This is a genomic window from Streptomyces tubercidicus (assembly GCF_027497495.1).
Taxonomy (GTDB): domain Bacteria; phylum Actinomycetota; class Actinomycetes; order Streptomycetales; family Streptomycetaceae; genus Streptomyces; species Streptomyces tubercidicus.
Window position 1 is genome coordinate 4,718,240 of record NZ_CP114205.1, and the last position, 26,103, is coordinate 4,744,342.

Annotated in this window: 22 protein-coding genes and 1 tRNA gene; 9 read left to right on the top strand and 14 right to left on the bottom strand. The window is 69.5% G+C overall.

The features are described from left to right. Window positions 1-115: 115 nt before the first annotated feature. Window positions 116-952 (top strand): isocitrate lyase/PEP mutase family protein, encoded by an 837-nt coding sequence (locus STRTU_RS20625; protein WP_159744971.1) that lies wholly within the window; start codon window positions 116-118, stop codon window positions 950-952. Window position 953: 1 nt separating this feature from the next. Here the strand turns inward: STRTU_RS20625 and STRTU_RS20630 are convergent, their stop codons facing one another. From STRTU_RS20630 to STRTU_RS20640, 3 genes are all read right to left on the bottom strand, one after another. Further along, on the bottom strand, window positions 954-1,250 hold the full coding sequence (locus STRTU_RS20630; protein WP_159744973.1) for a hypothetical protein: 297 nt from the start codon (window positions 1,248-1,250) through the stop codon (window positions 954-956). A 362-nt stretch (window positions 1,251-1,612) separates the two neighbouring features. Then, window positions 1,613-3,652, bottom strand: coding sequence for a DNA helicase RecQ (recQ, locus tag STRTU_RS20635; protein WP_159744975.1), 2,040 nt, complete (start codon window positions 3,650-3,652; stop codon window positions 1,613-1,615). A gap of 96 nt (window positions 3,653-3,748) precedes the next feature. Then, entirely contained in the window at window positions 3,749-4,357 is a 609-nt protein-coding gene (locus STRTU_RS20640) for a hypothetical protein (protein ID WP_167539256.1), read from the bottom strand. A 423-nt stretch (window positions 4,358-4,780) separates the two neighbouring features. On the opposite strand from STRTU_RS20640, the gene STRTU_RS20645 reads away from it, so the two are divergent. From STRTU_RS20645 to STRTU_RS20655, 3 genes are all read left to right on the top strand, one after another. Next, a complete protein-coding gene (locus STRTU_RS20645; RefSeq protein ID WP_246240906.1) occupies window positions 4,781-6,265 on the top strand; it encodes a sensor histidine kinase in 1,485 nt (494 codons plus the stop codon). After that, on the top strand, window positions 6,262-6,918 hold the full coding sequence (locus STRTU_RS20650; protein ID WP_159744979.1) for a response regulator: 657 nt from the start codon (window positions 6,262-6,264) through the stop codon (window positions 6,916-6,918). The genes STRTU_RS20645 and STRTU_RS20650 overlap by 4 nt, the downstream gene beginning before the upstream one ends. Before the next feature lie 264 nt (window positions 6,919-7,182). After that, window positions 7,183-8,448, top strand: a complete 1,266-nt coding sequence (locus STRTU_RS20655; protein WP_159744981.1) for a DNA sulfur modification protein DndB — start codon at window positions 7,183-7,185, stop codon at window positions 8,446-8,448. 118 nt (window positions 8,449-8,566) lie between these two features. Here STRTU_RS20655 and STRTU_RS20660 read toward each other — a convergent pair. From STRTU_RS20660 to STRTU_RS20685, 6 genes are all read right to left on the bottom strand, one after another. Then, window positions 8,567-8,642, bottom strand: a tRNA-Arg gene (locus STRTU_RS20660). Window positions 8,643-9,043: 401 nt separating this feature from the next. Further along, window positions 9,044-9,661: a LysE family translocator gene (locus tag STRTU_RS20665; protein WP_159744983.1), complete on the bottom strand. Its 618-nt coding sequence runs from the start codon at window positions 9,659-9,661 to the stop codon at window positions 9,044-9,046. Next, window positions 9,655-10,425: a thioesterase II family protein gene (locus tag STRTU_RS20670; protein WP_159744985.1), complete on the bottom strand. Its 771-nt coding sequence runs from the start codon at window positions 10,423-10,425 to the stop codon at window positions 9,655-9,657. The genes STRTU_RS20665 and STRTU_RS20670 overlap by 7 nt, the downstream gene beginning before the upstream one ends. Before the next feature lie 8 nt (window positions 10,426-10,433). Next, window positions 10,434-10,721 carry an acyl carrier protein gene (locus STRTU_RS20675; protein WP_159744987.1) on the bottom strand — a complete coding sequence of 96 codons (288 nt, stop codon included), beginning with the start codon at window positions 10,719-10,721 and terminating at the stop codon, window positions 10,434-10,436. Further along, window positions 10,721-15,121 (bottom strand): non-ribosomal peptide synthetase, encoded by a 4,401-nt coding sequence (locus STRTU_RS20680; RefSeq protein WP_159744989.1) that lies wholly within the window; start codon window positions 15,119-15,121, stop codon window positions 10,721-10,723. The genes STRTU_RS20675 and STRTU_RS20680 overlap by 1 nt, the downstream gene beginning before the upstream one ends. Before the next feature lie 726 nt (window positions 15,122-15,847). Next, the gene (locus tag STRTU_RS20685) at window positions 15,848-16,438 is read right to left on the bottom strand and encodes a TetR/AcrR family transcriptional regulator (RefSeq protein WP_246240911.1); all 591 of its coding nucleotides are present in this window, start codon (window positions 16,436-16,438) and stop codon (window positions 15,848-15,850) included. Between the two features lie 200 nt (window positions 16,439-16,638). Here STRTU_RS20685 and STRTU_RS20690 point away from each other — a divergent pair, with 200 nt between their 5' ends. Continuing rightward, window positions 16,639-17,634, top strand: coding sequence for an alpha/beta hydrolase family protein (locus STRTU_RS20690; RefSeq protein WP_159744993.1), 996 nt, complete (start codon window positions 16,639-16,641; stop codon window positions 17,632-17,634). Further along, on the top strand, window positions 17,631-18,575 hold the full coding sequence (locus STRTU_RS20695) for an NAD-dependent epimerase/dehydratase family protein (protein ID WP_159744995.1): 945 nt from the start codon (window positions 17,631-17,633) through the stop codon (window positions 18,573-18,575). Before STRTU_RS20690 ends, STRTU_RS20695 begins: the two co-directional genes overlap by 4 nt. Window positions 18,576-18,634: 59 nt before the next feature. Here the strand turns inward: STRTU_RS20695 and STRTU_RS20700 are convergent, their stop codons facing one another. Both STRTU_RS20700 and STRTU_RS20705 read right to left on the bottom strand, forming a co-directional pair. Beyond that, window positions 18,635-18,964 carry a hypothetical protein gene (locus STRTU_RS20700; protein ID WP_159744997.1) on the bottom strand — a complete coding sequence of 110 codons (330 nt, stop codon included), beginning with the start codon at window positions 18,962-18,964 and terminating at the stop codon, window positions 18,635-18,637. Next, window positions 18,961-19,161 carry a hypothetical protein gene (locus STRTU_RS20705; RefSeq protein ID WP_148593489.1) on the bottom strand — a complete coding sequence of 67 codons (201 nt, stop codon included), beginning with the start codon at window positions 19,159-19,161 and terminating at the stop codon, window positions 18,961-18,963. The genes STRTU_RS20700 and STRTU_RS20705 overlap by 4 nt, the downstream gene beginning before the upstream one ends. Before the next feature lie 67 nt (window positions 19,162-19,228). Between STRTU_RS20705 and STRTU_RS20710 the strand changes: the two genes are divergently transcribed. Further along, the gene (locus tag STRTU_RS20710; protein WP_159744999.1) at window positions 19,229-19,918 is read left to right on the top strand and encodes a TetR family transcriptional regulator; all 690 of its coding nucleotides are present in this window, start codon (window positions 19,229-19,231) and stop codon (window positions 19,916-19,918) included. Between the two features lie 135 nt (window positions 19,919-20,053). On the opposite strand, the gene STRTU_RS20715 is transcribed toward STRTU_RS20710, so the two are convergent. Continuing rightward, window positions 20,054-21,301: a M6 family metalloprotease domain-containing protein gene (locus STRTU_RS20715; RefSeq protein ID WP_159745001.1), complete on the bottom strand. Its 1,248-nt coding sequence runs from the start codon at window positions 21,299-21,301 to the stop codon at window positions 20,054-20,056. Window positions 21,302-21,659: 358 nt separating this feature from the next. On the opposite strand from STRTU_RS20715, the gene STRTU_RS20720 reads away from it, so the two are divergent. Together STRTU_RS20720 and STRTU_RS20725 are read left to right on the top strand one after the other, a co-directional pair. Next, complete coding sequence (locus STRTU_RS20720) at window positions 21,660-22,268, top strand: TetR/AcrR family transcriptional regulator (protein WP_159747102.1); 609 nt, start codon at window positions 21,660-21,662, stop codon at window positions 22,266-22,268. A gap of 219 nt (window positions 22,269-22,487) precedes the next feature. Then, window positions 22,488-24,032, top strand: a complete 1,545-nt coding sequence (locus tag STRTU_RS20725; RefSeq protein ID WP_159745003.1) for an MFS transporter — start codon at window positions 22,488-22,490, stop codon at window positions 24,030-24,032. Window positions 24,033-24,199: 167 nt separating this feature from the next. Here the strand turns inward: STRTU_RS20725 and STRTU_RS20730 are convergent, their stop codons facing one another. Continuing rightward, window positions 24,200-24,697, bottom strand: a complete 498-nt coding sequence (locus tag STRTU_RS20730) for a MarR family winged helix-turn-helix transcriptional regulator (protein ID WP_159745005.1) — start codon at window positions 24,695-24,697, stop codon at window positions 24,200-24,202. A gap of 233 nt (window positions 24,698-24,930) precedes the next feature. After that, window positions 24,931-25,983 carry a questin oxidase family protein gene (locus STRTU_RS20735; protein ID WP_159745007.1) on the bottom strand — a complete coding sequence of 351 codons (1,053 nt, stop codon included), beginning with the start codon at window positions 25,981-25,983 and terminating at the stop codon, window positions 24,931-24,933. Between the last annotated feature and the right edge of the window lie 120 nt (window positions 25,984-26,103).

Consider the following 26,103-nt stretch of genomic DNA (forward strand, 5'->3'; position numbering starts at 1 on the left):
TGGCGGTGGACGGGCGTCGGCGCACTCGGTGGCTGTACGCCGGAGTGGTCATGACTCACTTGTCCGCCGCGAGTCTTCGCCCCCTAGGGAAGGGACTCCGGCCTACGGTGCCCATATGAGCACCTCCCCGGAGTACGCCACCTTCCACTTCCACGCGCTGCACCACGCCGATCAGCCGCTGCTGCTGCCCAACGCCTGGGACGTCATCTCGGCCGTCGCACTCGCCGGGGCCGGATACGCGGCAGTCGGCACCACGAGCCTGGGCGTCGCCGCGGCCCACGGCTACCCGGACGGGCGCGGGCTCGCCGAGGTCCGGGATGCCACGGTGGCGCTGGCACTGCGGCTCAACGGTCGGCTGACCTGCCCTTACACCGTCGACGTGGAGGGCGGATTCGGCGGCGACGCCGGTCAAGTGGGGGATTTGGCCGCCGAGTTGGCGGAGGCGGGGGCGGCCGGGCTGAATCTGGAGGACGGGCTGCCCGGCGGCGAGGGGCTGCAGGATCCGGCGCGGCAGGCCGAATTGATCAGCGCGGTGAAGGAACGGGCACCGGGCCTCTTCCTCAACGCCCGGGTCGACACCCACTGGCTCGCGGACAACCCGCCGCCGCTCTCGGTGACGCTCTCACGCGCCGAGGCCTACCTGACCGCGGGGGCCGACGGCGTCTTCGTACCGGGCGTGATCGCCGACGAGGACATCTCGGTGCTGGTCGCCGAGATCCCCGCCCCGCTGAACATCCTCTTCGCTCCCGGGCGACATACCGTCAGCCGTCTGGCGGAGCTGGGCGTACGCCGCATCAGCACCGGCTCGCTGCTCTTCCGGACCGCGCTGCAGGCCACCCTCACGGCCGCGGACGCCATCCGCACGGGCCGTGCGCCGACGGAAGCGGGCGGGGCGGGCGGCGAGGTGCTGGGCTATGAGGAGATCCAGCGGCTGGTGGGGGAGGAGGAGTAGTTCAGGCCTGCTGGCTGTGGCGGCTTCCGTGGCTTCCGTGGCGTCGGCGGTGGACGGCGAGGGTCGTACCGACCACGCCCAGCGCAGCGGCCCCACCGATCAGCCCTGCCGTGGGCAGCTGGCCGGCCTTCTCCGCCAGCCCGGCCAGCCCGTTGTCGGGCAGCATGATCGACGTCCGGCTCTCCGAGGGGCCGGTGGGTTCGGCGGCCATGGCGGCGCCCGCAGGCAGCAGCAGCACGGCCAGCGCACCGGTGGCGACGGTGACGGTACGGATCACGGAGCGGCGCTGGGCCGGCATGGGTACTCCTCGTCGTGGGCGGCTCGGGCCGCCGTGGGGATGCGATAGGGGATGAGGGGCGGGATGAGGGACGGACCAGGGGACGGAAAAAGGACGCGATCGAAGTCAGAACGTTACGGAGCGTCCTTAACGGCGATCCATCCGTTGTGTAACAGTCACCGGGATCTCTGGGATCGGTCCTGTGAAGGAGCGCCCGCGCAGGCCGGGCCAAAGCCACTGAAATCCCCTTCGGGGCGCAGCTCATGGCCCACCCGTGACCGAGCGCAGCGGCACTCCGTCATCGGCTCACCGGCCGACGACATCGGCTCCGGCTCAACCGACCGAAGACCTCCGCTCCAGCTCAGCGATCCATGCCCCCCGTCTCACCAATCGATGTCATCCGGCGGCTCCGGCAGTTCCTCGTCTTCGGGCTCCGGAGCGAGGTGAGGCTCGTCGGCAGCCCCAGCCACCTTCGCGGCTCCGGCGCCGGATCCGGCCCCGGCGCCCGCTCCGGCGCCGACAGCCCCCGCATCCAGCACATCCTCCTGACTCTCCCGCCCGGCCAGCACATCCAGGATCTGCTGGCCGTACTTGGCGAGCTTGTTCTCGCCGACTCCGCTGACCGTGCCCAGTTCGGCCGTCGTCGTCGGCCCGAGCGTGGCGATCTCCCGCAGCGTCGCATCGTGGAAGATCACATACGCGGGCACGCCCTGCTCCTTGGCCGTACGGCCCCGCCAGCCGCGCAGCGCCTCGAAGACCGGCAGTGCAGCTTCCGGCAGGTCCGCCGGGACCGCGCGCTTGCCCTTCGCCTTCGCCTTGGCCGGCCGTGCCGCCTTCTCCGGCTCCCGCCGCATCGGCACCTCGCGCCGGCCGCCCAGCACCTCACCGCTCGCTTCGGTGAGCACCAGCGTGCCGTAATCACCCTCGACGGCCAGCAGCCCCTGCGCCAGCAACTGCCGTACGACGCCCCGCCATTCGGCTTCCCGGAGGTCGTCCCCCACTCCGAAGACGCTCAGCCCGTCGTGATCGAACTGGATGACCTTGGCGGTCTTCTTCCCCATCAGGATGTCGATGATCTGGCCCGCGCCGAACTTCTGCCCGCGCTCCCGCTTCAGCCGTACGACCGTGGACAGCAGCTTCTGCGCGGACACCGTGCCGTCCCAGGTCTGCGGCGGGGTCAGGCACGTATCGCAGTTGCCGCATGCGCTGCTCTCCTGCCCGAAGTAGGCCAGCAGCCGCACCCGCCGGCACTGCACGGTCTCGCACAGCGCCAGCATCGCGTCGAGATGGGCCGACAGCCGCCGCCGATGGGCCTCGTCGCCCTCCGACCCGTCGATCATCTTCCGCTGCTGCACCACATCCTGCAGCCCGTACGCGAGCCAGGCCGTCGACGGCTGCCCGTCCCGCCCGGCGCGCCCCGTCTCCTGGTAGTAGCCCTCCACGGACTTCGGCAGATCCAGATGGGCCACGAACCGGACATCCGGCTTGTCGATGCCCATCCCGAACGCGATCGTGGCGACCACGACGAGCCCGTCCTCACGCAGGAAGCGGGCCTGGTGCTCTGCGCGCATCCGCGCGTCCAGCCCCGCGTGGTACGGCACCGCCGGGATGCCGTTCTCCACCAGGAACTGCGCGGTCTTCTCCACCGATGCCCGCGACAGGCAGTAGACGATCCCCGCGTCCCCGGCATGCTCGTTCCGCAGCAGCTCCAGCAGCTGCTTCTTCGGCTCGCTCTTCGAGGCGATGCGGTACTGGATGTTCGGCCGGTCGAAGCTCGCCACGAAATGCCGGGCGTCCGCCATCCGCAGCCGTGAGGTGATCTCGGTGTGCGTGGCCTCGGTCGCCGTGGCGGTCAGCGCGATCCGCGGCACCTCGGGCCACCGCTCGTGCAGCATCGACAGAGCCAGATAGTCCGGCCGGAAATCGTGGCCCCACTGGGCGACACAGTGTGCCTCGTCGATCGCGAAGAGCGAGATCTTGCCGCGGTCGAGCAGATTCAGCGTCTGCTCCACCCGCAGCCGCTCGGGCGCCAGATACAGCAGATCCAGCTCTCCGGCCAGAAACTCCGCCTCGACGAGCCGACGCTCCTCCAGATCCTGCGTCGAATTCAGGAACCCGGCCCGCACACCGAGCGCCCGCAAGGCGTCGACCTGGTCCTGCATCAACGCGATCAGCGGTGAGATCACAATCCCCACACCGCTTCTGACCAGCGACGGAATCTGATAACACAGCGACTTGCCGCCACCGGTCGGCATCAGGACGACCGCGTCCCCGCCCCCTATGACGTGCTCGATGATCTCCTGCTGACTGCCGCGGAACTCGTCATACCCGAACACCCGGCGCAGCACCTGCACCGCCTCGCTTGCGTCCGAAGCGCCTTCCACATCCATGTCCACGACCACTTCCACGTCCGCCAGAGCCATTCCGAAAGCCTACGAGCTTCGCGGGGGTCCCCGTCGCCCCTGTGGATAACTCACACCGTCCGGACCGTCCCGGCGCACCGCCACAGGCCCGACGCGTCATCGGGAGCTGCCCCCGTCGGCCCGCTTCCCCCACCCCGTCGGCAGCGGCGGCAGCTCCGCATGCCTGACCTTGAAGCCGCCCTTCGTCACCGACGCGAACGGGGCCGGTGCCATACAGGTGCCGACATGCGGAAAGACGGCCTTCCCATCGACGACATCGACGTTCGAGACCGCCCAGGAGAACCCGAACCGCCCCTTGCCCGGCCCGCCGCTCTTGACGCTGAAGCCCAGCCGCTCCCCGATCTCGTCGGGATCCTCGGACTTGGTGACAACGGCGCTGAGCGTCGCGGTATCGCCCCCGGTGGCCAGGCAGTCCACCGCGGCCTCCGCACGCCGGCCCTGCTTCTTCTCGGGCGACCAGTGGGAGATCGTGACCGTGCCCCGCGCGTCGGTGGGCATCCCCTGGGGCAGCCCATCGACGGGCCGACTGAACGGGGCCGCCTTGGCATCGACCGAGAAGCGGATGTCGTCGCGCGGCGAGTAGACGTAGAAGACGCGGGCCTGTCCACTCACCCGGGCGAGCCCGGCCGGTGCCGTCGATGCCTCCGCGGCACCCGAGGGAGCAGCGGACGCGGCGGGCGTAAGCCCCGTCAGCGCAACAAGCATGGCCACGGCGGCGCCGGTTCCCACCACGGCCCTACGACGCCGCGAAGACACGAAGCAGCCGGAACTGTCCACAGAGGACGAACGAACGGAAGAACCAATACCGGTCACGATGAACTCCCCGAATACGCAGCAGCCTTGACGGCCACCACCCTGCCGATGACGCCTCCAATCTGTCGCCGGGCCCCCACTCGCGACCATCTGCCGATCGGCAGATCCCTGGCGCTGGATGGGGCGTCACCTCTGCCGATCGGCGGAGGGAGCGCGTACACGGCCGCTCGTAGGATCGACGGCATGGGGAGGCAACGAACTCCCCTACGCCTTAGGCCGGTTCAAGGCATACAGCGATAGATACAGGGACGATGAATCCCGAGGCGACACATGGGGGTGAGCCTGGATGAGGCGTCACGTGGGGACAGACGCGAGATGAGGCGCCGCAACCTACCCCCGACCCCGACCCCGACCCCGACCCCGACCCCGACCCCGGCCCTGGCCCCGCCTCCGCCCCGGCCCGCACCCCATCTCGCGCCCGCCACCGCCGCCACAACGGCCTGCACAGCCCTGACCGCCCTCGCCGTCACCCTCGCCGTCACCCTCACCCTCGCCCTCGCCCTCGCGTACGGCACCTGGGCGGCGATCCCCTACGGAGCCGTCCCGGCCCTCGCATCCGCCGCCCTGCTCCTCTGGACCGTCGCTTGCTGGCCGCGCTCGCGTGCCCGCCTCGCCCGCCCGCTGGCAATCGCCGGCGGCCTCTCACTGGCGACCACGGTGGTCTCGCATCCCCCGTCGACGTCCTGGGGGTCCGTATGGCGGCTGGCCGAGATGGCGGTGCTGCTGATGCTCCTTGCCGTAGTGGCCCGTTGGGCGCCGCTCCGGCAGGCGTTGATCGCGGGTGCGGTGGCAGGCATGGCGGTCGCGACGTGGACACTGCCGCTGATCCCGTCGCCGTCCCTGCTCTCACTGGCCGGAGCCGCCGCCTTCTGGACGCTGCCGGTCCTGGGCGCCGCTGTCGTCGGCGGCTACCCACGGCTGGTGGAAAACCGGCGGTACCGACTGGTCATCGAAACCCGACGCTCCCAGCAGCTCGAACTCGCCCGGGATCTACACGACTTCGTCGCACACGACATCAGCGGAATCGTCGCCCAGGCGCAGGCCGCCCGCTTCGTCGCCGCGTCCGACCCGGGCCAGGCCCTGCCCGCCCTGGAACGCATCGAACGAGCCGGTCTGAACGCCTTGGAGTCCATGGACCGCACGGTCCGGATGCTCCACGAGGCAAACGGCAACGACATCACCAGCCCGCATACCCCGGAACCATCAACTGCCCTCGTACCTCAGGGAGCACCGACACCAAAGGGCCTACCCCCGGAGCCCAGCCCCCACCCCGAGCCCCCACCAGGAGTAGACCAACTCCCCACCCTCATCGAGCGCTTCACCTCCGCAGGAGCCGCCGAAGCCCGGCTCACCATGCCGCCCACCACGTCCCAAACCCTCTCCCGCGAAACCAGCTCCACGGCCTACCGGCTGGTCGTAGAAGCCCTCACCAACGTCCGCCGCCACGCCCCCGGAGCCACCCGCGTCGAAGTGGCCCTTACCCCCGTCACCACCCGCAGCCTCGCCACCGCCCCCGCACCCGCCCTAAAAATCCAGATCCTCAACGACTCCGGAACCACGCCCGCCACCGCACCCGCCACCACTCCCACCACCACGCCCGCCACCACCCTCCGCCCCCGACGGATCCGCGACGGCCACGGCGGACGCGGCCTGAAAGCCCTGCGCGAACGCGTACAGGCAACCGGCGGCGGAACCCTCTCCTACGGCCCATACGAAGGCGGTTGGCAAGTACTGGCCGTACTCCCGCAGACCCACCCCCACCCCCAGGAGACCCACCCTCACCCCCAGGAGAAGACATGAGCGGCACCCCCACCCGCATCCTCCTGGCCGACGACCAGGACGACGTCCGCAGCGGCTTCCGACTCGTCCTTAACTCACAGCCGGACATGACCGTCGTCGGCGAGGCCGCGGACGGCGCCACAGCGCTCGACCTGGCCCGCCACCTCCGCCCGGACGTCGTCCTGGCGGACATCCGTATGCCCCGCCTCGACGGCCTGGAACTCACCCGCCTGCTAGCGGGGCCCGAGGCCACCCGGCCAACCAGGGTGGTCGTCGTCACCACCTTCGACCTCGACGACTACGTCCACACCGCCCTCCACCACGGCGCCTGCGGCTTCCTCCTCAAACGCTCCGGCCCGACCCTGCTGATCGAGGGCGTCCGCGCAGCGATGGCGGGCGACGCCCTGATCAGCCCCCAAATCACCGTACGACTCCTCCGAAAGCTCTCCCCGCCCCCGGCCGCATGCCCCCACCCGGGCCCCGAAGCCCTCACGGACCGCGAACGCGAAATCGTCCGCCTGGTGGCCCGAGGCTCCACCAACCAGGAAATCGCCACCGAACTCGTCATCTCACCCGGCACCGCAAAGACCCACCTCGCCAACATCCAGTCCAAACTGAATCTCCGCAACCGCGTAGAAATAGCCTCCTGGTCCTGGCAAACCGGCCTCACCTGAGCAGGCCATGGCCTATCGAGCGCTCCGCCTCCGGCAGCTTGTCCGCGCATAGCCCCTGACCGAATTCCGTGTGCTGTTGCACCAGCTGCTCACTGGATCAGTCAGATGCGGTCGGCAATGGTCCCAAGCGAAGCGCGTATAGCCAAGGGTCATCAACTTGGCGGTCATATTAAGAACTTACCGCCTGCAAGTTTCGGCTTGAACTTAATGTTTGCTTGTTTCCGCGCTTGACTTGTGCGCGGTTGATCCCAATGGGGGGACTGCATGAGCATCACTGTCGATCCTCTGCGGCTGTCCAAGCCGCAGGACTCCAGCACCTACCTTGCCATCAAGACGCCTCAGGGCGGTCGCACCGTCTACAGCGTGCGCGTACCTCTCCTCGACCTCCCGACCATCCTCCCTGTTCCCGACCCGAACAACGTCGACAAAGACAACCGCAAGGTCGACCGTCTCCACGCCAAACACTTCGGTGAATACCTCGATGCCAAGCAGGACTGGGTTGCCCCCACACTCCTGGCTCGGGACGGTGGCGGCTGCGCCTTCGAGAAGGTGGACGATCAGGGTGCCGTCGGCTACCTCACCGTCCCGTGGGCGATCGGCGGCATCTCTTCCCTGCGGACCATTGACGGCCAGCACCGTGTGCTCGGCGTCGCCATCGAGAAGCAGCGCATCACCGATGCCATCTCCGCCGTCGACCGCGAGGTTGCCCGCAAGGTCAGCCCGGAGAAGGCCGCCAAGCTTGAGGTCGAGCGCGAGAAGCTCATCAGCCAGATGAACCGTCTGAAGGCGGAGTACGTCGGTCTGGACATCTACGTCGAGCCCGACCCGATCAAGGCCCAGCAGATGTTCGTGGACGTCGCAGACAACGCCAAAGGCATCAGTAGCGCCGTCCGCGCCCGCTTCGACAGCTACAAGGTCGCCAACCGAACGCTGTCGGATGTCATCGATCACCCGCTGCTGAAGGGCCGGGTCGATGCCGAGCAGGACCGCATGACTCTCAAGAACCCCAACTTCATGGGTGCTAAACACGTTGCCGACATCACGCGCGCCGTCATCGCCGGCGCCGGCGGCCGAATCAGCAAGAAGGCCGAGCAGACTCTCACCGACGGCGAGGTGATCGAGCAGGTCAAGGACTTCCTTGACGTCATCTCCAACGCCTTCACTGACCTCGCCAACCTCACCGAGGACGATCCTGACGCGGAGCGTCAGCCTGGAGTCCTCACCCTGGCGCAGGAGGTACGCCGCACTTCTCTTCTGGGCTCGGTGGGTATGCTCCGGGTTCTCGGCGGCGTGTTCCGTGAGCTTCGTGCGGGCGACAACCCGGTCGAGCTGGACGACATCACGGCGTTCTTCAAACGGCTCGACCCGCATATGGCCGCGCCGGTCTCTGAATCCAGCATCTGGCGTACCACCGGGGCGAACGACGACTTCGAGCCGAACGCCGCTGCGCCGATCATGCGGACCCAGAACATCGTTCACCTGGTGAGCGTCATCGCCGGCTGGTACAAGAAGGCCCCCGCCGCGCTGTAGCTGCCGCTGGCAACGACGGACGCCGCGTGATCCCGGCTTAAGAATGATCAAGGCCCAGGCGCCCGGTTCTCCACCGGCCGACCTGGGCCTTCATCGTGCCCGCCGCATACGCGGCGCCTGGTGCCCCCGGCAGGATTCGAACCTGCGACACCCGCTTTAGGAGAGCGGTGCTCTATCCCCTGAGCTACGGAGGCGGGGATCCGTCGGGAATGTGCCCGGGAATCGGTCCAGGTAGACGCGATGATCCAGAGCGGCTTGCCGACAGCGAGCGGAGGCCTGGCCATGAGGCCGGGCCACCGCGGTCAGTGTAGCGGGTGGGGCTTGATCCGCATTCGGGTCTATGGCTCCTGGTCCCTGTCGTTCCTCGTGGACGACCTGGAGGTCTGGAGGTGCGGCGTGGTGACGTGGCGGCGGTCCCCGCCTTCGGGAGGCGGTCGGCCTCCCAGCCGGGAGGGGTCTCCAGAAGCCCAGCCCCCGGAGACCCCTCCTCTGCCCGACTCTGCTCGACTCTGCCCGGCGCGACCACCACCACCGCCGCGTCACCGCCCGCCAGGCATCTGCCGCTGCCGTTTCACGGGCGCCTGCCCCCGCCCGTTCACGGCGACTGGAAAGCCAGTCGTGCCGCGAAGCCGATGAGGAGGATTCCCGTTACCTGCTCTATTCGGGCTCTCACCCGTGGGCGGCGCAGCACCTTGCCGAAGTGGTCGACCGTGAGGACGTACAGGCTGAACCACAGGAGGTAGATCAGCGCGAACGCCAGCGACAGCAGCAGTGCCCTGGGGAACACGTTGTGACCGGCCGGCAGGAACTGGGGGAGGAAGGTCACGAAGAAGAGGGCGACCTTGGGGTTGAGTGAGTTGGAGAGGAAGCCGTGCCGGAGGTATTTGGTGTCCAGTTTTGCGGCCTCCGGGTCGGCATCTTCTGTCTTCTGGGTCATGGTGCGTCGGGCGCTCAGGAACGTCGCTATGCCCATCCACACCAGATAGCCGGCGCCCACGACCTTCAGGATGGTGAACGCGGTCGCCGAGGCGACCAGCAGGGTGGAGATGCCCAGCACCGCCGCTGCCACATGAACGCTCAGCCCGAGCGCTCCGCCCACCATCGTGAGCAGCCCGGCCGCCCTGCCGCCGGCGAGGGCGTTGCGGGTGATCAGGGCCTGGTCCGGGCCGGGGATCATGACCAGGACCAGTGACGCGGCGGCGAAGGTCAGCACGGTGCGCTCCTCTCCTTCGTACGGACCGACCGGAGCGCACCCGCGAGCGACCGCAGGACGGGGGCGGGCTGCTCACGCAGGTAGAAGTGGCCGCCGGGGAACTGCTGCACGGTGACCTCGCCCGTCGTGAGCTCCTGCCACGCCTGGAGCTGTTCGGCGGTGACATGGTCCGCGCGGCCGCCGAACACCGTGATCGGCAGCGACAGCGGCTCCCCGGCACGCCAGGAGTAGGTCTCCAGGACCTGGTAGTCCGCGCGCAGCGCGATGGCCGCCAGCTCCCGCAGCTCCGCGGAGGCCAGCACCTCCTCCGGGATGCCGCCGTGGGTCCGGGACACCGTTTCGATCAGCTCGGCGTCCGGCAGCGTGTGCAGCTCCTGTGAGGTGCGCGGCAGATGGGGCGCCGGATAGCCGGAGACCACGAGCCGTGCGGGCAGCGGACGGTCCGCCTCACGCAGCGCCCGGGTCACCTCGTACGCGATGAGCGAACCGAGGCTGTGCCCGAAGAAGGCGTAGGGCGCGGCGCCGAGCGGAAGATTGGCCAGCAGGCCCTCGACGAGTGGGTCCATCGAGGTGAACACCGGTTCGTTGAGGCGCGAGCCACGACCCGGCAGCTGTACGGCGTGGATTTCGGCTCCCGGCAGGTCACGGGCCCAGCGGAGGTACTCCGCGGCCGAACCGCCCCCCTGCGCGAAGCAGTAGAGCTTGGGGGCGGCCGGCCGCGGTGCCCCGCTGACAATCCAGCGGGGCATCGCGACTGAGTGCATGTTTCGTCTCACCCCTTCGCCGGGACGGGTCCGGCCAGGTACCGGGCCACTCCCTCGGCCGTGAAGTGCTGGAGGACGTCCTTGGGGCGCACCCGGGCGCCCAGGTCCTCACGGAGTCGGGCGCAGATCACCAGGACGGTCGCCGAGTCGGCACCCAGCTGGTCCAGCGGAGCCGTCGGGTCGATCGCCTCCGGGGAGGTGTCGAGGATCTCCGCCAGGAAATCGGCGAACCAGCGCACGATCCGCTCCTGGGTCAACGGGGTGGTCTCGGTCATCACTTCTCCTGCGGCGGTCATCACTTCTCCTCCGGCATCAGCTCGGACGGGCCGAGCAGCTGCTCCAGGTACGTATCGAGTGCCTCCACCGTCGTGTGCTGCAGAATCGTGCCGACGGGCACGGTGACATCGAACGCCGACTGCAGGTTGGCCGCCACCCGGGCCGCGAGCAGCGAGTCGCCGCCCGCCTCCAGGAAGTCGTCGGCCATGTCCACACTCTTCAGACCCAGGACCTCGCGCCAGATCTCGACCAGCTTGAACTGCCGGTCGGTACGCGGTGGCTTGGCCGGGCGGTTGCGCATCGAACTGCGCGCTCCCGCCTTCGCCAGGGCCTTGCGGTCCACCTTGCCGGTGCTGCTGAGCGGAAGCTCGCTCAGCGCGAGAAGCTGCGCCGGCACCATGTACTTGGCCAGGTGGTCGGCGGCGAAGGAGCGCAGCTCCTCGGGGGCGAACCGGCGTCCGGTGCCGGGGCCCTGGGCGACGATCACGTCGAAACCGACCGAGCCCGGACCGCCGGAGGTGGTGATCACCTCCGTGTCGGCGAACCCGGCAGCCGTCAGCTCCCGCTGCCACTGACCGCGGTCCAGCAGACAGTGCCCGGTACGCAGATCCGTGTCCTCGAAGTTGTCGAAGCCCTGCTGAAGGCCCATCACCAGGTCGAACCACGGATGGAAGGTGGTCTGCTCGACCAGCAGGAGCACGCCTCCCGGCGCCATCACGGAGCGCAGACTGTTCAGCGTGCGCCGGACCTGGCGCATGTCGTGCAGCACGCTCGCGGCGATGACCAGGTCGGCGGACTGGTTCTCGAAGCCCTGGGTCTCGGCCGGCTGGTCGAGGTCGAACAGCTCGTACCGCACGAACGGGAAGTCCTCGAAGGCGGACTGCGCCCGGTCGGTGAAGTAGCGGGAGATGTCCGTGAAGACGTACTCGGTGCGGTCGGGCGGCAGCAGCGGCAGCAGATGCCGCGTCAGCGAGCCGTAACCGGACCCGACCTCCAGCACATTCAGGGGCCGGTCGGCGGGCCAGGACGCCACCATGTTCCGTACGGCCTCGGTCGCGGTCGCGTAGGTCGGGCCGAACAGCTTCTCGTAGATGCCCGGGGTCCGGTCGGAGGCGTACAGCTCGGCCGAGTGGATGCTCTGGGTCAGCACGCCGGCCAGGTCACCGGCGAGGGAGAGCATCCAGTCGCTGACGTCCTCGGCGATGTCCAGGACGTCCTTGAGCACGGTCCGGGCCCGCTGCGCCAGCTCCGGCGGGACGGCGGTGGGCAGCTCCCGCGCCACCTCGTGTCCGGCCGGGCCCCGCCGCAGGAAGCCGGCCTGCTCCAGGGAGCCGACCGCGCGCGCGAGCCAGCGCTCGTAGCGCGGCGCGATACCGGCTCCGCGCAGTGCCGCAGGGTCGAACGGCTCACCGGGGGAGTGCGGCAGCCCGAAGGAGCGGAAGGCGGTCGCGGTCGCGACGGCGTGGACGTCGTTGAGCACGTCCCAGGCGGTCCGCAGCTCCTCGGGGCCCGGCCCGGGGGCCGGCATCCCGGCGGTGTCGCGCAGCGCCTGCCACTGGCCCTGGCTGACCTCCTGGTCCGCGTGCTCGGTCACGAACAGCGCGCTGTCGTCCTCCGACGGCACGACATACCCGATCAGCCGGGACGCACCACCGTCGTCGGACGCCTTCACGACGACGGCGCTGTCGACGCCGGGGTGGCGGGCGAGGGTCGTTTCGATCTCGCCCAGCTCGACCCGGTGCCCGTTGATCTTGACCTGGCCGTCCCGGCGTCCCAGGAACTCGATCGTGCCGTCCGGCAGATAGCGGCCGAAGTCGCCGGTCCGGTAGAGCCGTTCCCCGGTGAGCGGGTGGCGGATGAAGCTCGCCGCCGTCCGCTCCTCGTCCGCCCAGTACCCGCGGGCCAGGCCCACGCCGCCGATGTGCAGCTCACCCGCCGTCCAGACTGGGCACGGGTCGAGGTGGGCGTCCAGGACGTGGAAGGTCTGGTTGCGCAGCGGTATCCCGTACGGCACGCTCTTGGCGCCCGCTTCGGTCTCGCCGATCCGGTGGTGGATCGACCAGATCGACGCCTCGGTGGCGCCGCCCAGGCTGATGACCTCGGCATCGGGCCACAACGCGCGGATGCGGTCCGGCAGATCGACCGGGACCCAGTCGCCGCTCAGCATCACCAGCCGCAGCCCCTCGGGGATCTCACCCCCCATTTCGAGGTGCTCGACGAGCATCTGCATCTGAGCCGGTACCGAGTTCCAGACGGTCGTGCCATAAGTGGCCATGACCTTCGCCCAGTGCGCGGGGTCCGACCGCAGGTCCTGGTCGGGCAGCACCAGCGTGGCGCCCGCGGCGAAGGTGCCGAACAGGTCGTAGACGGACAGATCGAAACTGAGGTCGGCCAGGCCGAAGACGAAGTCCCCGGGGCCGACGCCGAAGCGCTCGTTGATGTCGATGACGGTGTTGAGCGCGGCGTGGTGCTCGATCATCACGCCCTTGGGCGCCCCGGTCGACCCGGAGGTGTAGATGACGTACGCCAGGTCTTCCGGCCGCGCCGGCCCGGACGGGTGCCGTACGGAGCCGCCGGCCGGGGGCTCCTGGTCGGCGTGGACGCGCGGCACGCCCTGCGGCCACTCCAGTCCGCTCTCCAGGGCCTTGTCCGTGATGACCGCCAGGGCCTTGCCGTCCTCCAGGATGCGCGCCCGGCGCTGCAGCGGAAGAGTGGCGCTGACGGGGAGGTAGGCACCGCCGGCCATCATCGTGCCGTAGGCGGCGGCGACCTGGGCGGGCCCCTTGTGCAGGGTGATGCCCACCAGCCGGTCCTGCAGGCCGGAGTCGCCGGCCTGCTCGGTGAGGCGCCCGGCGATGGCGTGGGCCTGTCCGGCCAGTTCGCCGTAGGTGAGGGTGCCGGCGTTGCTGAGTACGGCGGGGCGGTCCGGGTGGCGGGTGGCCATGTCGAGCAGCGGTTCGTGCAGCAGTCCGGCGGGGGCCTGGCCGGCGGTGTCGTTGGCCTGCTCGCGGCCGGTCAGCTGCCGGGACGGCAGGGTGACGCGCAGCTCCTTTTCCCACAGCGAGTCGTCGGAGGCCAGCTGCTCGACCATGCCGCAGTACGTGGCGAACATGTCGTCCAGGAGCCCCGCGGGGAAGAGCTCCTCCACGCAGTCCCACGTCAGGTTGAGCGAACCGGTGATGTCGACCACCTGGTGGTCGAGCCATACCTGCGGGGTCTGGCTGATGCGGTAGGAGATGTCGCCGAAGCTGTCCATGGCCTGCGAGACGTCGGCGGCGGTGCCCAGCCCGCTGGTGAACACCACGGGCATCGTCTCGAACCCGTCCTGCAGTCCGAGCCGGCGGCGCTCGCGCAAGGTCTGCAGGGCGCTGACGTGGCGGTGGCGCAGATCGCGCTGGAGCTGGAGCTGGGTGGTGTTGACGCGCTCTTCGAGGGGCCTGCCACCACTGGCGTCCATCTCCAGCAGACAGATGGAGGTGAAGTCGCCGACCACCCGCCGCAGGTGGGGATGCAGGCTGCGGTGACCGGCGTCGTCCTCGGTCAGCAGCAGTGGCAGCCGGTTGAACAAGGTGAGGTTGAGGGTGAAGCGCCGGGTACCGCTCCAGGCCGCCAGCACTTCGGAGAAGACCGTGGCCAGCACCGCGGTCGGGGTCAGGCCGCGGTCCTCGCAGCGTTCCTGGAGGCGCTGCCAGTCCTCTTCGGGGAGGTGGAACTCACGGTGCGAGAAGCGGGGCTTGTGCACACTCACCGGGGACTTGGCGAGCGGGAGGTCCGGCGGCGGGGCCAGTGTCTGCGCCCGACTGGTCCAGTACTCCAGTGCCTTCTGGTGGCGCGGTGCCTGGCTTCCCCGTTCCAGCGCCAGCGCGTAGTCGCGGAAGGTCACGTCGACCGGTTCGAGGTGATGGTCGGGGTCCACGTACAGCGCACTCCACTCACTGAAGAGCAGAGTGATGCTCGCAAGGTCGACCATCAGCAGGTCGAGGCTGATGTGGACGCGGTCGTAATCGGCAAGACGGGTGAGCCGGATGTCGAACAGCGGCCAGTCCGCGGCGGTGTAGACGTGATGTGACATCTCATCCCGGATGCCGTCGAGGGTGCGCTCCGCTTCGTCCGCGGGCAGCGAGCGCACATCGGTACATCGAATCCGGAAGTCGGGGACGTGCTCCAGGACGCGTTGCCGGCCGTCTTCCGCCACGACGGCCCGTAACATGTCGTGGCGCGCGATGAGCCGGCGCCAGGCACTGGAGAGCCGGTCGACGTCCAGCCGGCGCCCTTCCAGCTCGAAGTAGGCGTGCGGAGCCACGTTGCCCAGCACGAAGTTGGGACCCCGGCCGACCCAGTAGGCGTACTGGATCTCGGTCAGCGGAAACTCTTGAAACCTCTCTTCGGGGACAGTCGCGTCCGAAGGGGCGGTATTCATAGATCTCCCTCTTGGTTACACGGTTGCTGGCAGCTGTGTATGAGCCTGGGACCCGGTTTTGCTGCGGGCAGGCTTCGGGGTGAAAGATGAGGTGGAATTCGCCGGGATAATTACATCCGTGACAGTGGTCCGGAGTAATTCACTCGTCAACGTCAGGCCGATTTCTTTCCATGGACGAACAGAGCGTACCTGGGACGGACTGTGCGCTGAAGAAATCGAAAACCTTTGGCCGGATCATTACGCGCGGTTGCTCCGCGCCCTCGCCGGAACGGGTGCTGCGCGGGTGCGCTGGAAATACGTGTGAACTGGGTGTATGGGCCAGGTACGGCCCTTCCCCGGGGTGTGCGAAGGGGTGCCCGAAGGGGCGGGGGTCGCGGGCGGAAAGGGGCCGATTCCTTTCGCTGAAACACCGCAAAACGGGCAGGGCGGCGCGTCAACCGGAATCGGGCGCCTCACATGGGTAGCGGTAGCGAGAATTCCGGATAGCTCTCCGGGGAGGTGTGCGTGGATCGCTCGGGGGATCCTGTGCAGCGCGCGCCAGTTTTTGCCGGAATTTAGCGAGCGGTGAAGTGTGATTTCTGTGAGGGGTCTCGCCGGGTGGGGATGCGGAAGGAATCCTCCCGAGGAATGTCGTGGGAACGGCAACCGGCTGCTGCTTCTTGGGGCTGCAAGGCCGATAGTCGTCGGTCCGCTCGCTCTCCGTGCCGGCGCCGTCGGTTCGCCGAATTAGTGGCCTGTGCGTAGTCCGGTGATGAGGAGGGCCACCAGGGGGCGTGCGTCGTAGTGGGGGTCGTTTTCGGCGCCGATGCAGAGGTTTCCGATGCCGCGCATGAGTTGGTACGCGTCGAGGCCGGTGTGGATTTCGCCCGCGGTGGTGGCGGCGTCGAGGAGCTGGGTGCAGACCGGCAGGAGGCGGTCGAGGAAGTAAGCGTGCAGCGTTTCGAAGCCGGCGTTGTCGGCCTGCATGGCGGCGGCCAGGCCGTGCTTGGTGGCCAGGAAGTCGACGAACTGGTCGACCCACTGTCCGAGGGCGGCGTGCGGTGACGGGCTGGTCGCCAGCAGGGCCGGGCCGGCCTCGGCGCAGGCGTCGACCTGGTGGCGGTAGACCGCGATGATCAGGTCCGCCCGGGTGGGGAAGTGGCGGTAGATCGTGCCCATGCCGACGCCTGCCTCGGCTGCGATGTCGCGCACCGGCGCTTCCACGCCCGAGGCGACGAAGACCGCGGCTGCCGCTTCCAGCAGGGTCTGCTGATTGCGCCGGGCGTCCTTGCGCTTGGACCCGGCTGTGCTTCCCGTGCCCTGGCCGCTGTCGTTCACTGCGGCACTCCTTCCGTGACCGATGACCCATGATCCATGACCCATACGCATAACCCGGGAGGGGGCTTGCGAAGCGGAACAGCGCTCCGTATCGTTAACGGAGCGATGTTCCGGTTCGGTCATGATGGCAGAGCGGAGGGTCGGTGACCAGGCCGTCTGCTGCCCTCGCGGCCAGAAGAAAACGAACGGAAGGCACTTCCATGGACGACACGTTCGGCTCCGAATCCGGCTCGCGTGGCGCGGATGGGCAGGAGCCTGTGGGTGCGCCTGGCGCGGTGGTATCCGTGAAGCCGGTTGTTCTGCGGGCTCCGGGGCGTGGGGTGGATCTCCAGGTGCGGGTGTCCGCCCCCGCGATCGGCGGCGATCTGCCCGTCATCGTGTTCTCGCATGGCTTCGGCTGGTCGATGAACGGCTACGCGCCGTTGGCGGACTTCTGGGCCGCGCAGGGGTTTGTGGTCGTGCAGCCCACCCACCTCGACTCCAGGACGCTCGGGCTGCCTGCCGAGGATCCCCGTACGCCGCGGATCTGGCGCTATCGGATAGAAGACCTCACGCGGGTGCTGGACGGGCTCGACGTGCTGGAAGCTGCTGTGCCGGGGCTCAGTGGGCGCGTCGATGGCAGTCGGGTCGCGGTGGCTGGTCACTCCTGGGGAGCTCAGACGGCGAGTGCGCTGCTGGGGGCGAGGGTTCTCGACGCCGATGGTGTGGCGGGAGAGGACCTGTCCGATCACCGCGTCACAGCGGGTGTATTGCTCGCGCTGACCGGGCTGGGGGATGACCTGACGCCGTTCGCTGTCGAGAACCTTCCCTTTATGAGGCCGTCCTTTGACGGCATGACCGCGCCGGCCCTCATCGTCGCCGGGGACAGCGACCGGTCTCCTCTCTCCACCCGTGGGCCGGACTGGTTCACCGACCCCTACACCCACAGCCCGGGGAGCAAGAGCCTGCTCACGCTGTTCGGGGCGGAGCACTCACTCGGGGGCATCCCCGGGTACGAGGTCGCCGAGACGACGGATGAGAGTCCCGCGCGCGTCGCTCTGATTCAGCGGCTCAGCACGGCATTCCTGCGCAGCGCACTCCATCCCGAGGACGCCAGTTGGCAGGCGGCGGTCAGCGCGCTGGAGGAAGAGCCCAGCCCGCTGGGGAAGTTGGCGAGCAAGTCAGATCAGGACGGCCACGGAAGGGGCGGGCGATGATCCTCGTCACCGGAGGTCTCGGCTTCATCGGATCGCATACCGTGCGAGCGCTGCTGGACCTGGGCGAAGACTGTGTGGTGGTGCAGCGCCGCGCCTCTGAGCTCCCGGCCGTACTTGACGGGGCGCGGGTGGCGGTGGAGCGGGCGGATATCACCGATCGCGATGCCCTGCTCGCGATCGGCCGGCGCCATCGCATCACGGGCATCGTGCACCTGGCCGGGTCCTTTCCCTGGCCTCCCGTCCCTGAGGAGCCGGTTGAGGCGACACGGCAGGCGCTCGGCGGACTGCTGAACGTCGTGGAGGCGGCGCAGGAGTGGGGCGTGCGGCGGCTGGGTGTCGCCAGCACGATCGGGGTCTACTTCGGCGCCGGGGGTGATGGGCCGCTGCGCGAGGACGCTCCGCTGGCGATGAGCGCAGCCGTCTCGATCCCCACCTTCAAGAAGGTCGGTGAACTGCTGGGCGGATTCCTCGCCGATGCCACGGGTGTCGACATCGTCAACTATCGGATCTCCGGTACGTGGGGCCCGCTCGGGCACCCGGATCCGTTCTTCGCCGCGCCCGCCCTCATCCACGCTGCCGCCCGTGGCACCGTCCCGGACCTCTCCCACCTCATGGGGCCGGCCTTCGCCGAGGACGGGCTCGACCTCAGCTATGTGAAGGACACCGGGCGGGCGATCGCCCTGCTCCAGCTCGCGGGCAGGCTGAACCACCGTACGTACAACGTCGGTTCCGGCCGGGCCACGACCAACGCCCAGATCGTCGAAGCGATCAGGGGGGTGGTCCCTGGTGCCCGGGTCGGCCTCCCTGCCGGGGGCGGTGGACCGCACATGGTTCTCGATATCGGTCGTCTCCAGGAAGACACCGGCTATCGGGCGGAGTACGACACCGAGCGGGCCGTGAGTGACTACATCGGGTGGCTGCGTGCGGGTAACGAGAGGTGAGTTGAGGATGCGCCTCGGTCCCGGCCGTGGCTCCGGCGAGCCGTGGCCGGGTTCGGGGATCAGCCGCCGATGTGCCAGCTGATGGTGCCGTCCGTCGTGGTGAGGAGGGCGAGGAGGAGCAGGTCGGCGGCGCCGAGGGTGAGGCCCAGGAGGGCGCGGCCGCGGCGGTGGGTGCCGCGGGCAAGGGCCAGGCTGCCGAGCACCAGGGCGCAGGGGCCGAGGAGGAGGTTGAGGACCAGGGTGCCGAGCAGGCCGAGGATGAAGGAGGCCACGGCCATGCCGTCCGCCTGGGAGCGGCGGGGGGAGGTGGCCGGGCCGGCGGTCTTGTTCGGCGTGGCCGGATTCGGCGTGGCCGGAGTCGTCCGCAGGGGTGCGCTGAGCGTGGTCATCGGGAGGTCACCTCGTCGTGGTGGCGGCGTTCGCGGAGGAAGAAGACGAGCAGCCAGCCGGCGATGACGGCGGCCGCGACCAGGGTGACGGGGACGGGGAGGTGTGCCGCGGTGCCCAGCAGGATCCCCATCAGGAGGAGGGCTGCGACGAGGAAGAGCATGATCTTCCTTTCCGATTCCAGAGGACAGTTGTTCACTCAGTTCCTTCAGTCTACGACCGCCCGGGGGTGGAGTAGTTCAGAGAACGGTTGTTTACTGGATGACATGAGTCACAGTCTTGGAGTGCGGCAGGTCCAGAAACAGAAGACCCGTCAGGCGTTGCTCGATGCGGCGCTCGGGCTGTTGGAGGAGCAGAGCCTGAGCAGCCTGGGGCTGCGGGAGGTCACACGGGTGGTGGGGGTCGCCCCGACCGCGTTCTACCGGCACTTCAAGGACATGGGGGAGCTGGGTGTCGCGCTGGTCGAGGAGGCGCTGGGGAGCCTGCATGTGATGGTGCGGGCGATCCTCGCCGAGCAGGACGGGGCCGAGGAGCGGATCGACCGTACGGTCGCGGTCGTACAGCAGCATGTGCGGCACCATCCGCTGCACATCCGGTTCGTGGCGCGCGAGCGGCACGGTGGGGTGCGGGATGTGCGGCTGGCCATCGCGGGGGAGATGGACCGGTTCGCGGAGGAGGTCGCGGCGGCGCTCAAGTCCCAGCCGGTGTCGGAAGGCTGGTGCGATGACGATGTGCGGATGCTGGCCGAGTTGTATGTGGACCGGCTGGTGACGACGGCCGCGGCGCTGCTCGATGCCGAGGCGGACGATGCGGAAGGGGCGGACGGCGTGGCCGGCGCGGGGGGCGCGGCCGGCTCTGAGGGGGCGGCTGAGCGGGTCGTACGGGTGGCGCGGCGTCAGCTGCGGCTGATCAGCATCGGGCGGCGGCATTGGCGGGAGGAAGGGGGCGGAGAGTAGTTCCCGGCCTGCCCACGACGGACCACGCGCGGAAGGGCCCCTACGGAAGGGCCCCTACGGAAGGGCCCCCACGGAAGGGCCCCTACGGAAGGGCCCCCACGGAAGGGCCCCGCGGAAGGGCTGCGCACCGAAGGGCTACCCCCGGGCCGGTGTCACCCGTACGCGATACGTGCCGTCCGGATTCTCCGTCAGGACCGTGACGGCGGCGCCGCTGGTGCGGTCCGTGTAGGTGTCGCCGGGGCGGAAGGTGGCGTCGGTCAGTTCCGGGTCGACGTATTTGTTGTCGCGGTAGCAGCCGCCGCTGTGCGGGGTGGCGTCCACGATGCGGAGCGGGCCGCGGCCCGAGGGGACGTGGGTGGCGACGCGGTAGATGAGGATGCCGGGGCGGCAGACCGTCGGGTCCAGCAGGCCGCGGGTGCGGGCCTCGGCGACCAGGGCGGTGTGCGGTGAGGTCGGGATGACCACGATCTTGGTGCCGTCCGGGGCGGAGACCGGGGTGAGGGTGTGTTCGCCGGGTGTCCCGCGGTGGGGGGCGCAGTGCACCTGATCGGCGGAGAGCCAGCCGAGCTTCCACTTGTGCCAGCCGACGAAGTCATTGCTCGGCCCCCAGTCCTCGTCCATCGGGTCCCAGTGGCCTGCCGGGGGCGGGGCGTCGCGGCCGTCCGTGAAGTAGAGGTCGGGCAGGCCGAAGCTGTGGGCGTTCTCGTGGTTGAGGACCCGGAAGGCGCTCGCCCCGGTCTGCCGGCTCCAGATGAAGGACGCGTTCCGGAACGGCACCCCGTCGGCGGTCCTCAGCCCCATGTCGCCGCCGCTGAAGGTGACCGAAAGGACCGTACGGGTGGCGGGCGGCCCCGCGTTGGGGGTGGCGATGATGTTGATGACGTCGTAGTCGCGGAAGTCGACGAGCGGGTCGACGGCGCGTACGACCTCCCGGGAGAGCGCGTGGTAGCCGCCGTCCGAGGCCGGGTCGAAGCCGGCGCCGCGCTGGATGCCGTACGCCGCGAGCGGCCGTGACATGTGGATCCACCGGAACAGGGGCCTGGCGCGGTACGTCAGCCTGCCGTACGAGCTGGTGCGGAAGTAGTCCGTCGCGGCCGGGAAGAACTCGGCGAAGCGGGCGCGGGGGGACATCGTGGCGCGGGCGTCCGGGAAGTCGATGAAGAGGGTGAGCGCCTCTACGGTGCCGGACGAGCGGGAGAAACCGGCCGGGGTGTCGGTGGATTCGGCGACATCGTCGCTGATGCCGCGCAGGGCGCACGGGCCGCGCGGCGGGGCGCCGGGCGCCGAGGGTATGGCCACGGCGCTGGGCGGTGAGCCCAGGGCTATGGCTGCGGCCGCCGTGGCCGCGCCTGCGGCCAGCACCGCGGATACCTTGTGCTTCATATCGATCACCTTGTGTCGGGAGGTGATCGCTCGCGCGCCGGGTTACGTCAACTGGAGTCATGACGGGGTGGGGTGGGGCGTAGCGGCGGGGCGGGCGGGTTTGGAGTGTGTGGTGCGGGTCACGTGGCGGGTGGGAAATATCCGGGGACGGCTTCCCCGTTTAACCAGGCGTACGGGAAACCGGGGAGCTGTTCCCCGGTTCGCGCCGACCACCTGACCGACCAGCGCCGAGAGACGAGAGAGGTGAGCTGCCGTGACCGCCGCTGCCGCCGCCGCATCCGCGAAGACCGGGAAGCCCGCGAAGCCCGCGAAAACCGGGAATTCCGGGAAGCCGGCGGAGCAGGAGCAGCAGCCCCGGCTGCGGGCCGATGCGCTGCGCAACCGGGAGCGGATCGTCGCGGCCGCCCGCGAGACGATGGTCGAGTTCGGGGCCGAGGTCCCGCTGGACGAAATCGCTCGACGCGCGGGTGTCGGTAACGCGACGCTCTATCGTCACTTCGCTGATCGCCTGGAGTTGATCCACCACGTCACGCTCTCCGTGATGTCCCGTACCGCGGACCGCGCGGAGAGTGCCCTTGCCGAGGAGTCCGATGCCTTCCAAGCGCTGAGGCGTTTCGTCCACGCTGCCGTGGAGGAGCGGATCGGGGCGCTGTGTCCGTTGCTCGCCGACGGCGTGGACCGGGACCACCCCGATCTGGTCGCGGCGCGGGACCGGCTGGAGGCAGCCGTCGAGGCCGTCATGGCCGCCGCACGCGACAGTGGCCGGCTGCGTACCGATATCGCCGTCGGTGATCTGATGGTCGCGCTCACCCAGCTCACCCGGCCGCTGCCGGGCAGCCGCTGCGGGAACTTCGACCAGTTCGTGCACCGGCATCTGCAACTGTTCCTGGACGGTCTGCAGGCTCCCGCCCGCTCCGAACTCCCCGGCGCCGCCGCCACTTTGGACGACCTGAGGCGCCGCTCGTAAAACGGGGAGCGCGGGCCGCGGTGGCGGCATCTGTCGCCCGGCCCGCAGCGTCCCCTCTCCCGTCTGCCCTATCCCGTCTGCTCCCCTCCCCTCAGTCCGAGCCCCGTCCGCTCCGCCCCCTGTTCGCTCCTACGCCCCGTCCGTCGCCGCGCTGACGGGCACCCCACCCGCCCCGTCCTAGCTCCCGTTCGCTCACCGCACCACTAGGTGGATACCCCCATGCCTGAAACCGCCCCATCCGTCGATCCCCGGCGCTGGAAAGCGCTGATATTCATCGCGCTCGCCCAGCTGATGGTCGTCCTCGACGCGACCATCGTGAACATCGCGCTGCCCTCCGCCCAGCAGGATCTCGGTATCACCGACGCCAACCGGCAGTGGGTGATCACCGCCTACGCGCTGGCCTTCGGCGGTCTGCTGCTCTTCGGCGGGCGCGTCGCCGACCTGTGGGGCCGGAAGCGGACGTTCATCGTCGGGCTCATCGGCTTCGCGGTCGCCTCCGCGCTCGGCGGTGCCGCGTCCGGACAGGGGATGCTGCTGGGCGCACGTGCGCTCCAGGGCGTCTTCGGTGCGCTGCTGGCACCGGCCGCGCTGTCGCTGCTGGCGGTGACCTTCACCGAGGCCAAGGAGCGCGCCAAGGCGTTCGGCATCTTCGGTGCGATCGCCGGTGGCGGTGGCGCCGTGGGACTGATCCTCGGCGGCGTGCTGACCGAGTACATGAACTGGCGCTGGACGTTCTTCGTCAACATCCCGTTCGCCGTGATCGCCGCGACCGGTGCCTTCCTGGTCATCCGGGAGCCCGCGGGTGGCCGTAACCCTTCCCGGCTGGACGTCCCCGGCGTCATCCTGGCCACCCTCGGCCTGGTCTCGCTGGTCTACGGCTTCACCCGCGCCGAGTCGGACGGCTGGCTGGCCGGCCCGACCCTCGGCCTGTTCGCGGCGGCCGCCGTCCTGCTGCTGGCGTTCGTCCTGGTCGAGTCCAGGGTGCGGGCACCGCTGCTGCCGCTGCGAGTGGTCATGGAGCGGAACCGCGCCGGTGTCTACGCCTCGCTGGGCCTGGCCGTGATCGGCATGTTCGGGCTCTTCCTCTTCCTGACCTACTACCTGCAGATCGTGAAGGGCTACACGCCGGTCACTACCGGTCTGGCCTTCCTCCCGATGATCGTCGGCATGATCACCGGCTCCACGCAGATCGGCGCCCGGCTGATGACCCGCGTCCGGCCGCGGCTGCTGATGGCGCCCGGCTTCACGGTCGCCGCGCTGGGCATGCTGGTGCTGACCCAGATCGATCTCGACACGTCCTACCCGGCGCTGATCCTGCCCGGCTTCCTGCTGATGGGCCTGGGCATGGGTACGGCGTTCATGCCGGCCATGTCGCTGGCCACGCACGGTGTCCAGCCGCGCGATGCCGGGGTCGCCTCCGCGATGGTCAACACCTCCCAGCAGGTGGGCGGCGCGATCGGTACGGCCCTGCTGAACACCATCGCGGCCAGCGCCACCACCGCGTACGCCACCTCGCACGCGGCCGGTGCGCGCTCGGCCGACCTGCTCAAGCTCCAGTCGATGGTGCACGGCTACTCCACCGCTATCTGGTGGGCGGTCGGCATCCTGGCCCTGGCGGGCGTGATCGCCTTCACCTTCATCAACACCGGGCGGCCGGGTGCCGGTTCGCCGGCGGCCTCCTCCGCCGAGGGTGAGGGCGAGGGCACGGTCCTGGGCTCGTCCGAGGAGGACGGTGAGCTTCAGGTTCCGGTGATGGTGCACTGAACTGAGGGTGCACTGAGCAGCCGGGGGGCGGCCCGTACGGCGTTCCCCTACGGGCCGTAAGCCGTTCCCTACGGCCCGTACGGGCTCCCCTACGGGTCGTACGGCCGCCCGGCCACCGGCATCAGCCGTACGACCACCGGCGTCGGCCTCCCGGTTCCGCTGATCCCTCAGCGCAGCCAGGGGAGGTCGGCGCCTTTCGGTTGCAGTCCTTCGGTCATCACCTGGCAGATCTCGGCCAGTTGGCCAATCTGCTCCGGGGAGAGACGGTCGAAGATCGCGGAGCGTACGGCGGCGACATGTCCGGGCGCGGCCTTCTCCAGGACCCGCATCCCCTCATCCGTGAGGAGGGCGTTCTGGCCCCGCTTGTCGGACGGGCAGTTCTCGCGCCGTACCCAGCCGTTCTTCTCCAGGCGCGCGACCGCATGCGAGAGGCGGGAGCGGGTGATCTTGGCGTTCTGCGCCAGCTCGGTCATCCGCATCCGGCGCCGCGGCGCACGGGAGAGCTGGACGAGCAGGCCGTAATAAACGTGCGGCATGCCGGCGTCCCGTTGCAGCTGGCGGTCGAGGTGGTCCTCCAGGAGCGTGGTGGCGTGGAGGTAGCACTGCCAGGCAAATTGCTCCTCGTCACTGAGCCAGCGTGGCTCGGCTGCGGATTCGTTGCTCATACCATCCACTCTCTCACCACTTGGAGAGTTATTTAAGTTTTAACAACGTCAAATTGCACCCAAATCCTGACGTTTGAGCATTCAAGTGTAGGGAGGTGCCGGTGCGGCGGCCCTCCACTCCACTACTGTCAATTGTGACGCCGTGGAGCGGCGATGTGGTGATGTTTGTGGTGCTGATATTGAAGGCGTGCTTGATCATCGGCGATGGAGGAGGGCGCCGGGCGGGGCGTCCGTCAGTCGTCGTCCTCGTCGATCAGTGTGAGGGCGTTCAGGGCCGCAGACAGGGCGCGGGTGTCGCCGTCCTCGGAGGCCGCCGCGACGTCCAGCGCGGTGTCCGCGAACTTGATCGCATGCTCGTTGCCGTGGGCGACCGCCCGCGCGAACACCTCCTCGGAGGTGACCGTATCGGCGTTCGGCGCCGAGCGCGGTGCGTCCGCGGCGTAGAGGGTGGTGAGCGCCGAGGCCGCCGCCCAGGCCACCGCGTACGAGCCCGCCCACAGCTCCCGGGGGAGCGCGGGCAGGGTGCGCAGCACCGCGTTCGGCGCGGTGGCGGCGTGCACCAGCAGGATGCCGTGACCGTGGCCGTGGTCCGCGTAGTTGAGAGTGGCGGCGCGCACCAGGGCGGCCAGGCCGTCGCGTGCGGCCTCGGGGGCTTCGGGGATGTGCAGCGACTCGGTGGTGCGCAACCAGCCCGGGGTGTCGGGCAGTTGGGCGTAGCCGTTCAGCGGTGAGGTGGGCCGGTCGGCGAGCCGGGGGAGGGCGGCCAGCGCAGCTGCCGGGGTGGCGCTGCCCGACGGGTGCACCGCAGTGGGCAGCGGCAGATGGCGGGCGGCCCAGTAGCCGAGTGCGTGCGCGAACTCCGCTGTCCGGGCAGCATTCTCGCCCTCCACCAGCAGGCTGCGTACGGCATGGCCCACACGGATGACGGGGTGAGTGGCGGCGCCCGCGATGCCCGGCAGCAGCCGTGGCCACCATGCGGCGAGCAGCTCGCGCCAGGGGTGTTCGGCGCTCTGCTCGGTGAAGTAGCGGGTCCAGTCCGTGACGCGGCCCGGATCGCCCAGCGCCTGTTGCCAGTTGGCGTCGGTGATACGGGTTCGGGGAGCCGGTACGTCCTCCAACTTGTGCGCGTAGGCGTCGAGCCAGCGGTGGACGGTCCGGGCCTGCCCGTTGCGGATCATGGCTTCCACGGCCATCGGTCCGTGGTTGCTGAGATAGCCCGCGAACTCGGGGCCGGAGGTGTGCAGTCGTAACAGGGCTTCGTCGAGCGTGCCGTTCGTCGTGTCCATGGCCCGAGGCTAGGTATGGCGAATGCCGTCGCGTAACGGGCTTTCGGCCTACACCGCTGGGCGGCGGCGGCTTACGGCGCTGGTCGTAAGGCCGTGGTGGAGGGCGCCGGCGGGAGCCGG

Excerpts from the sequence above, each read along its gene's own strand:
- STRTU_RS20625 (WP_159744971.1), top strand. The coding sequence starts at position 116 with ATGAGCACCTCCCCGGAGTACGCCACCTTCCACTTCCACGCGCTGCAC.
- STRTU_RS20630 (WP_159744973.1), bottom strand. The coding sequence starts at position 1,250 with ATGCCGGCCCAGCGCCGCTCCGTGATCCGTACCGTCACCGTCGCCACC.
- recQ (WP_159744975.1), bottom strand. The coding sequence starts at position 3,652 with ATGGCTCTGGCGGACGTGGAAGTGGTCGTGGACATGGATGTGGAAGGC.
- STRTU_RS20640 (WP_167539256.1), bottom strand. The coding sequence starts at position 4,357 with ATGCTTGTTGCGCTGACGGGGCTTACGCCCGCCGCGTCCGCTGCTCCC.
- STRTU_RS20645 (WP_246240906.1), top strand. The coding sequence starts at position 4,781 with ATGAGGCGCCGCAACCTACCCCCGACCCCGACCCCGACCCCGACCCCG.
- STRTU_RS20650 (WP_159744979.1), top strand. The coding sequence starts at position 6,262 with ATGAGCGGCACCCCCACCCGCATCCTCCTGGCCGACGACCAGGACGAC.
- STRTU_RS20655 (WP_159744981.1), top strand. The coding sequence starts at position 7,183 with ATGAGCATCACTGTCGATCCTCTGCGGCTGTCCAAGCCGCAGGACTCC.
- STRTU_RS20670 (WP_159744985.1), bottom strand. The coding sequence starts at position 10,425 with ATGCACTCAGTCGCGATGCCCCGCTGGATTGTCAGCGGGGCACCGCGG.
- STRTU_RS20675 (WP_159744987.1), bottom strand. The coding sequence starts at position 10,721 with ATGACCGCCGCAGGAGAAGTGATGACCGAGACCACCCCGTTGACCCAG.
- STRTU_RS20680 (WP_159744989.1), bottom strand. The coding sequence starts at position 15,121 with ATGAATACCGCCCCTTCGGACGCGACTGTCCCCGAAGAGAGGTTTCAA.
- STRTU_RS20690 (WP_159744993.1), top strand. The coding sequence starts at position 16,639 with ATGGACGACACGTTCGGCTCCGAATCCGGCTCGCGTGGCGCGGATGGG.
- STRTU_RS20695 (WP_159744995.1), top strand. The coding sequence starts at position 17,631 with ATGATCCTCGTCACCGGAGGTCTCGGCTTCATCGGATCGCATACCGTG.
- STRTU_RS20700 (WP_159744997.1), bottom strand. The coding sequence starts at position 18,964 with ATGACCACGCTCAGCGCACCCCTGCGGACGACTCCGGCCACGCCGAAT.
- STRTU_RS20710 (WP_159744999.1), top strand. The coding sequence starts at position 19,229 with ATGAGTCACAGTCTTGGAGTGCGGCAGGTCCAGAAACAGAAGACCCGT.
- STRTU_RS20715 (WP_159745001.1), bottom strand. The coding sequence starts at position 21,301 with ATGAAGCACAAGGTATCCGCGGTGCTGGCCGCAGGCGCGGCCACGGCG.
- STRTU_RS20725 (WP_159745003.1), top strand. The coding sequence starts at position 22,488 with ATGCCTGAAACCGCCCCATCCGTCGATCCCCGGCGCTGGAAAGCGCTG.
- STRTU_RS20730 (WP_159745005.1), bottom strand. The coding sequence starts at position 24,697 with ATGAGCAACGAATCCGCAGCCGAGCCACGCTGGCTCAGTGACGAGGAG.
- STRTU_RS20735 (WP_159745007.1), bottom strand. The coding sequence starts at position 25,983 with ATGGACACGACGAACGGCACGCTCGACGAAGCCCTGTTACGACTGCAC.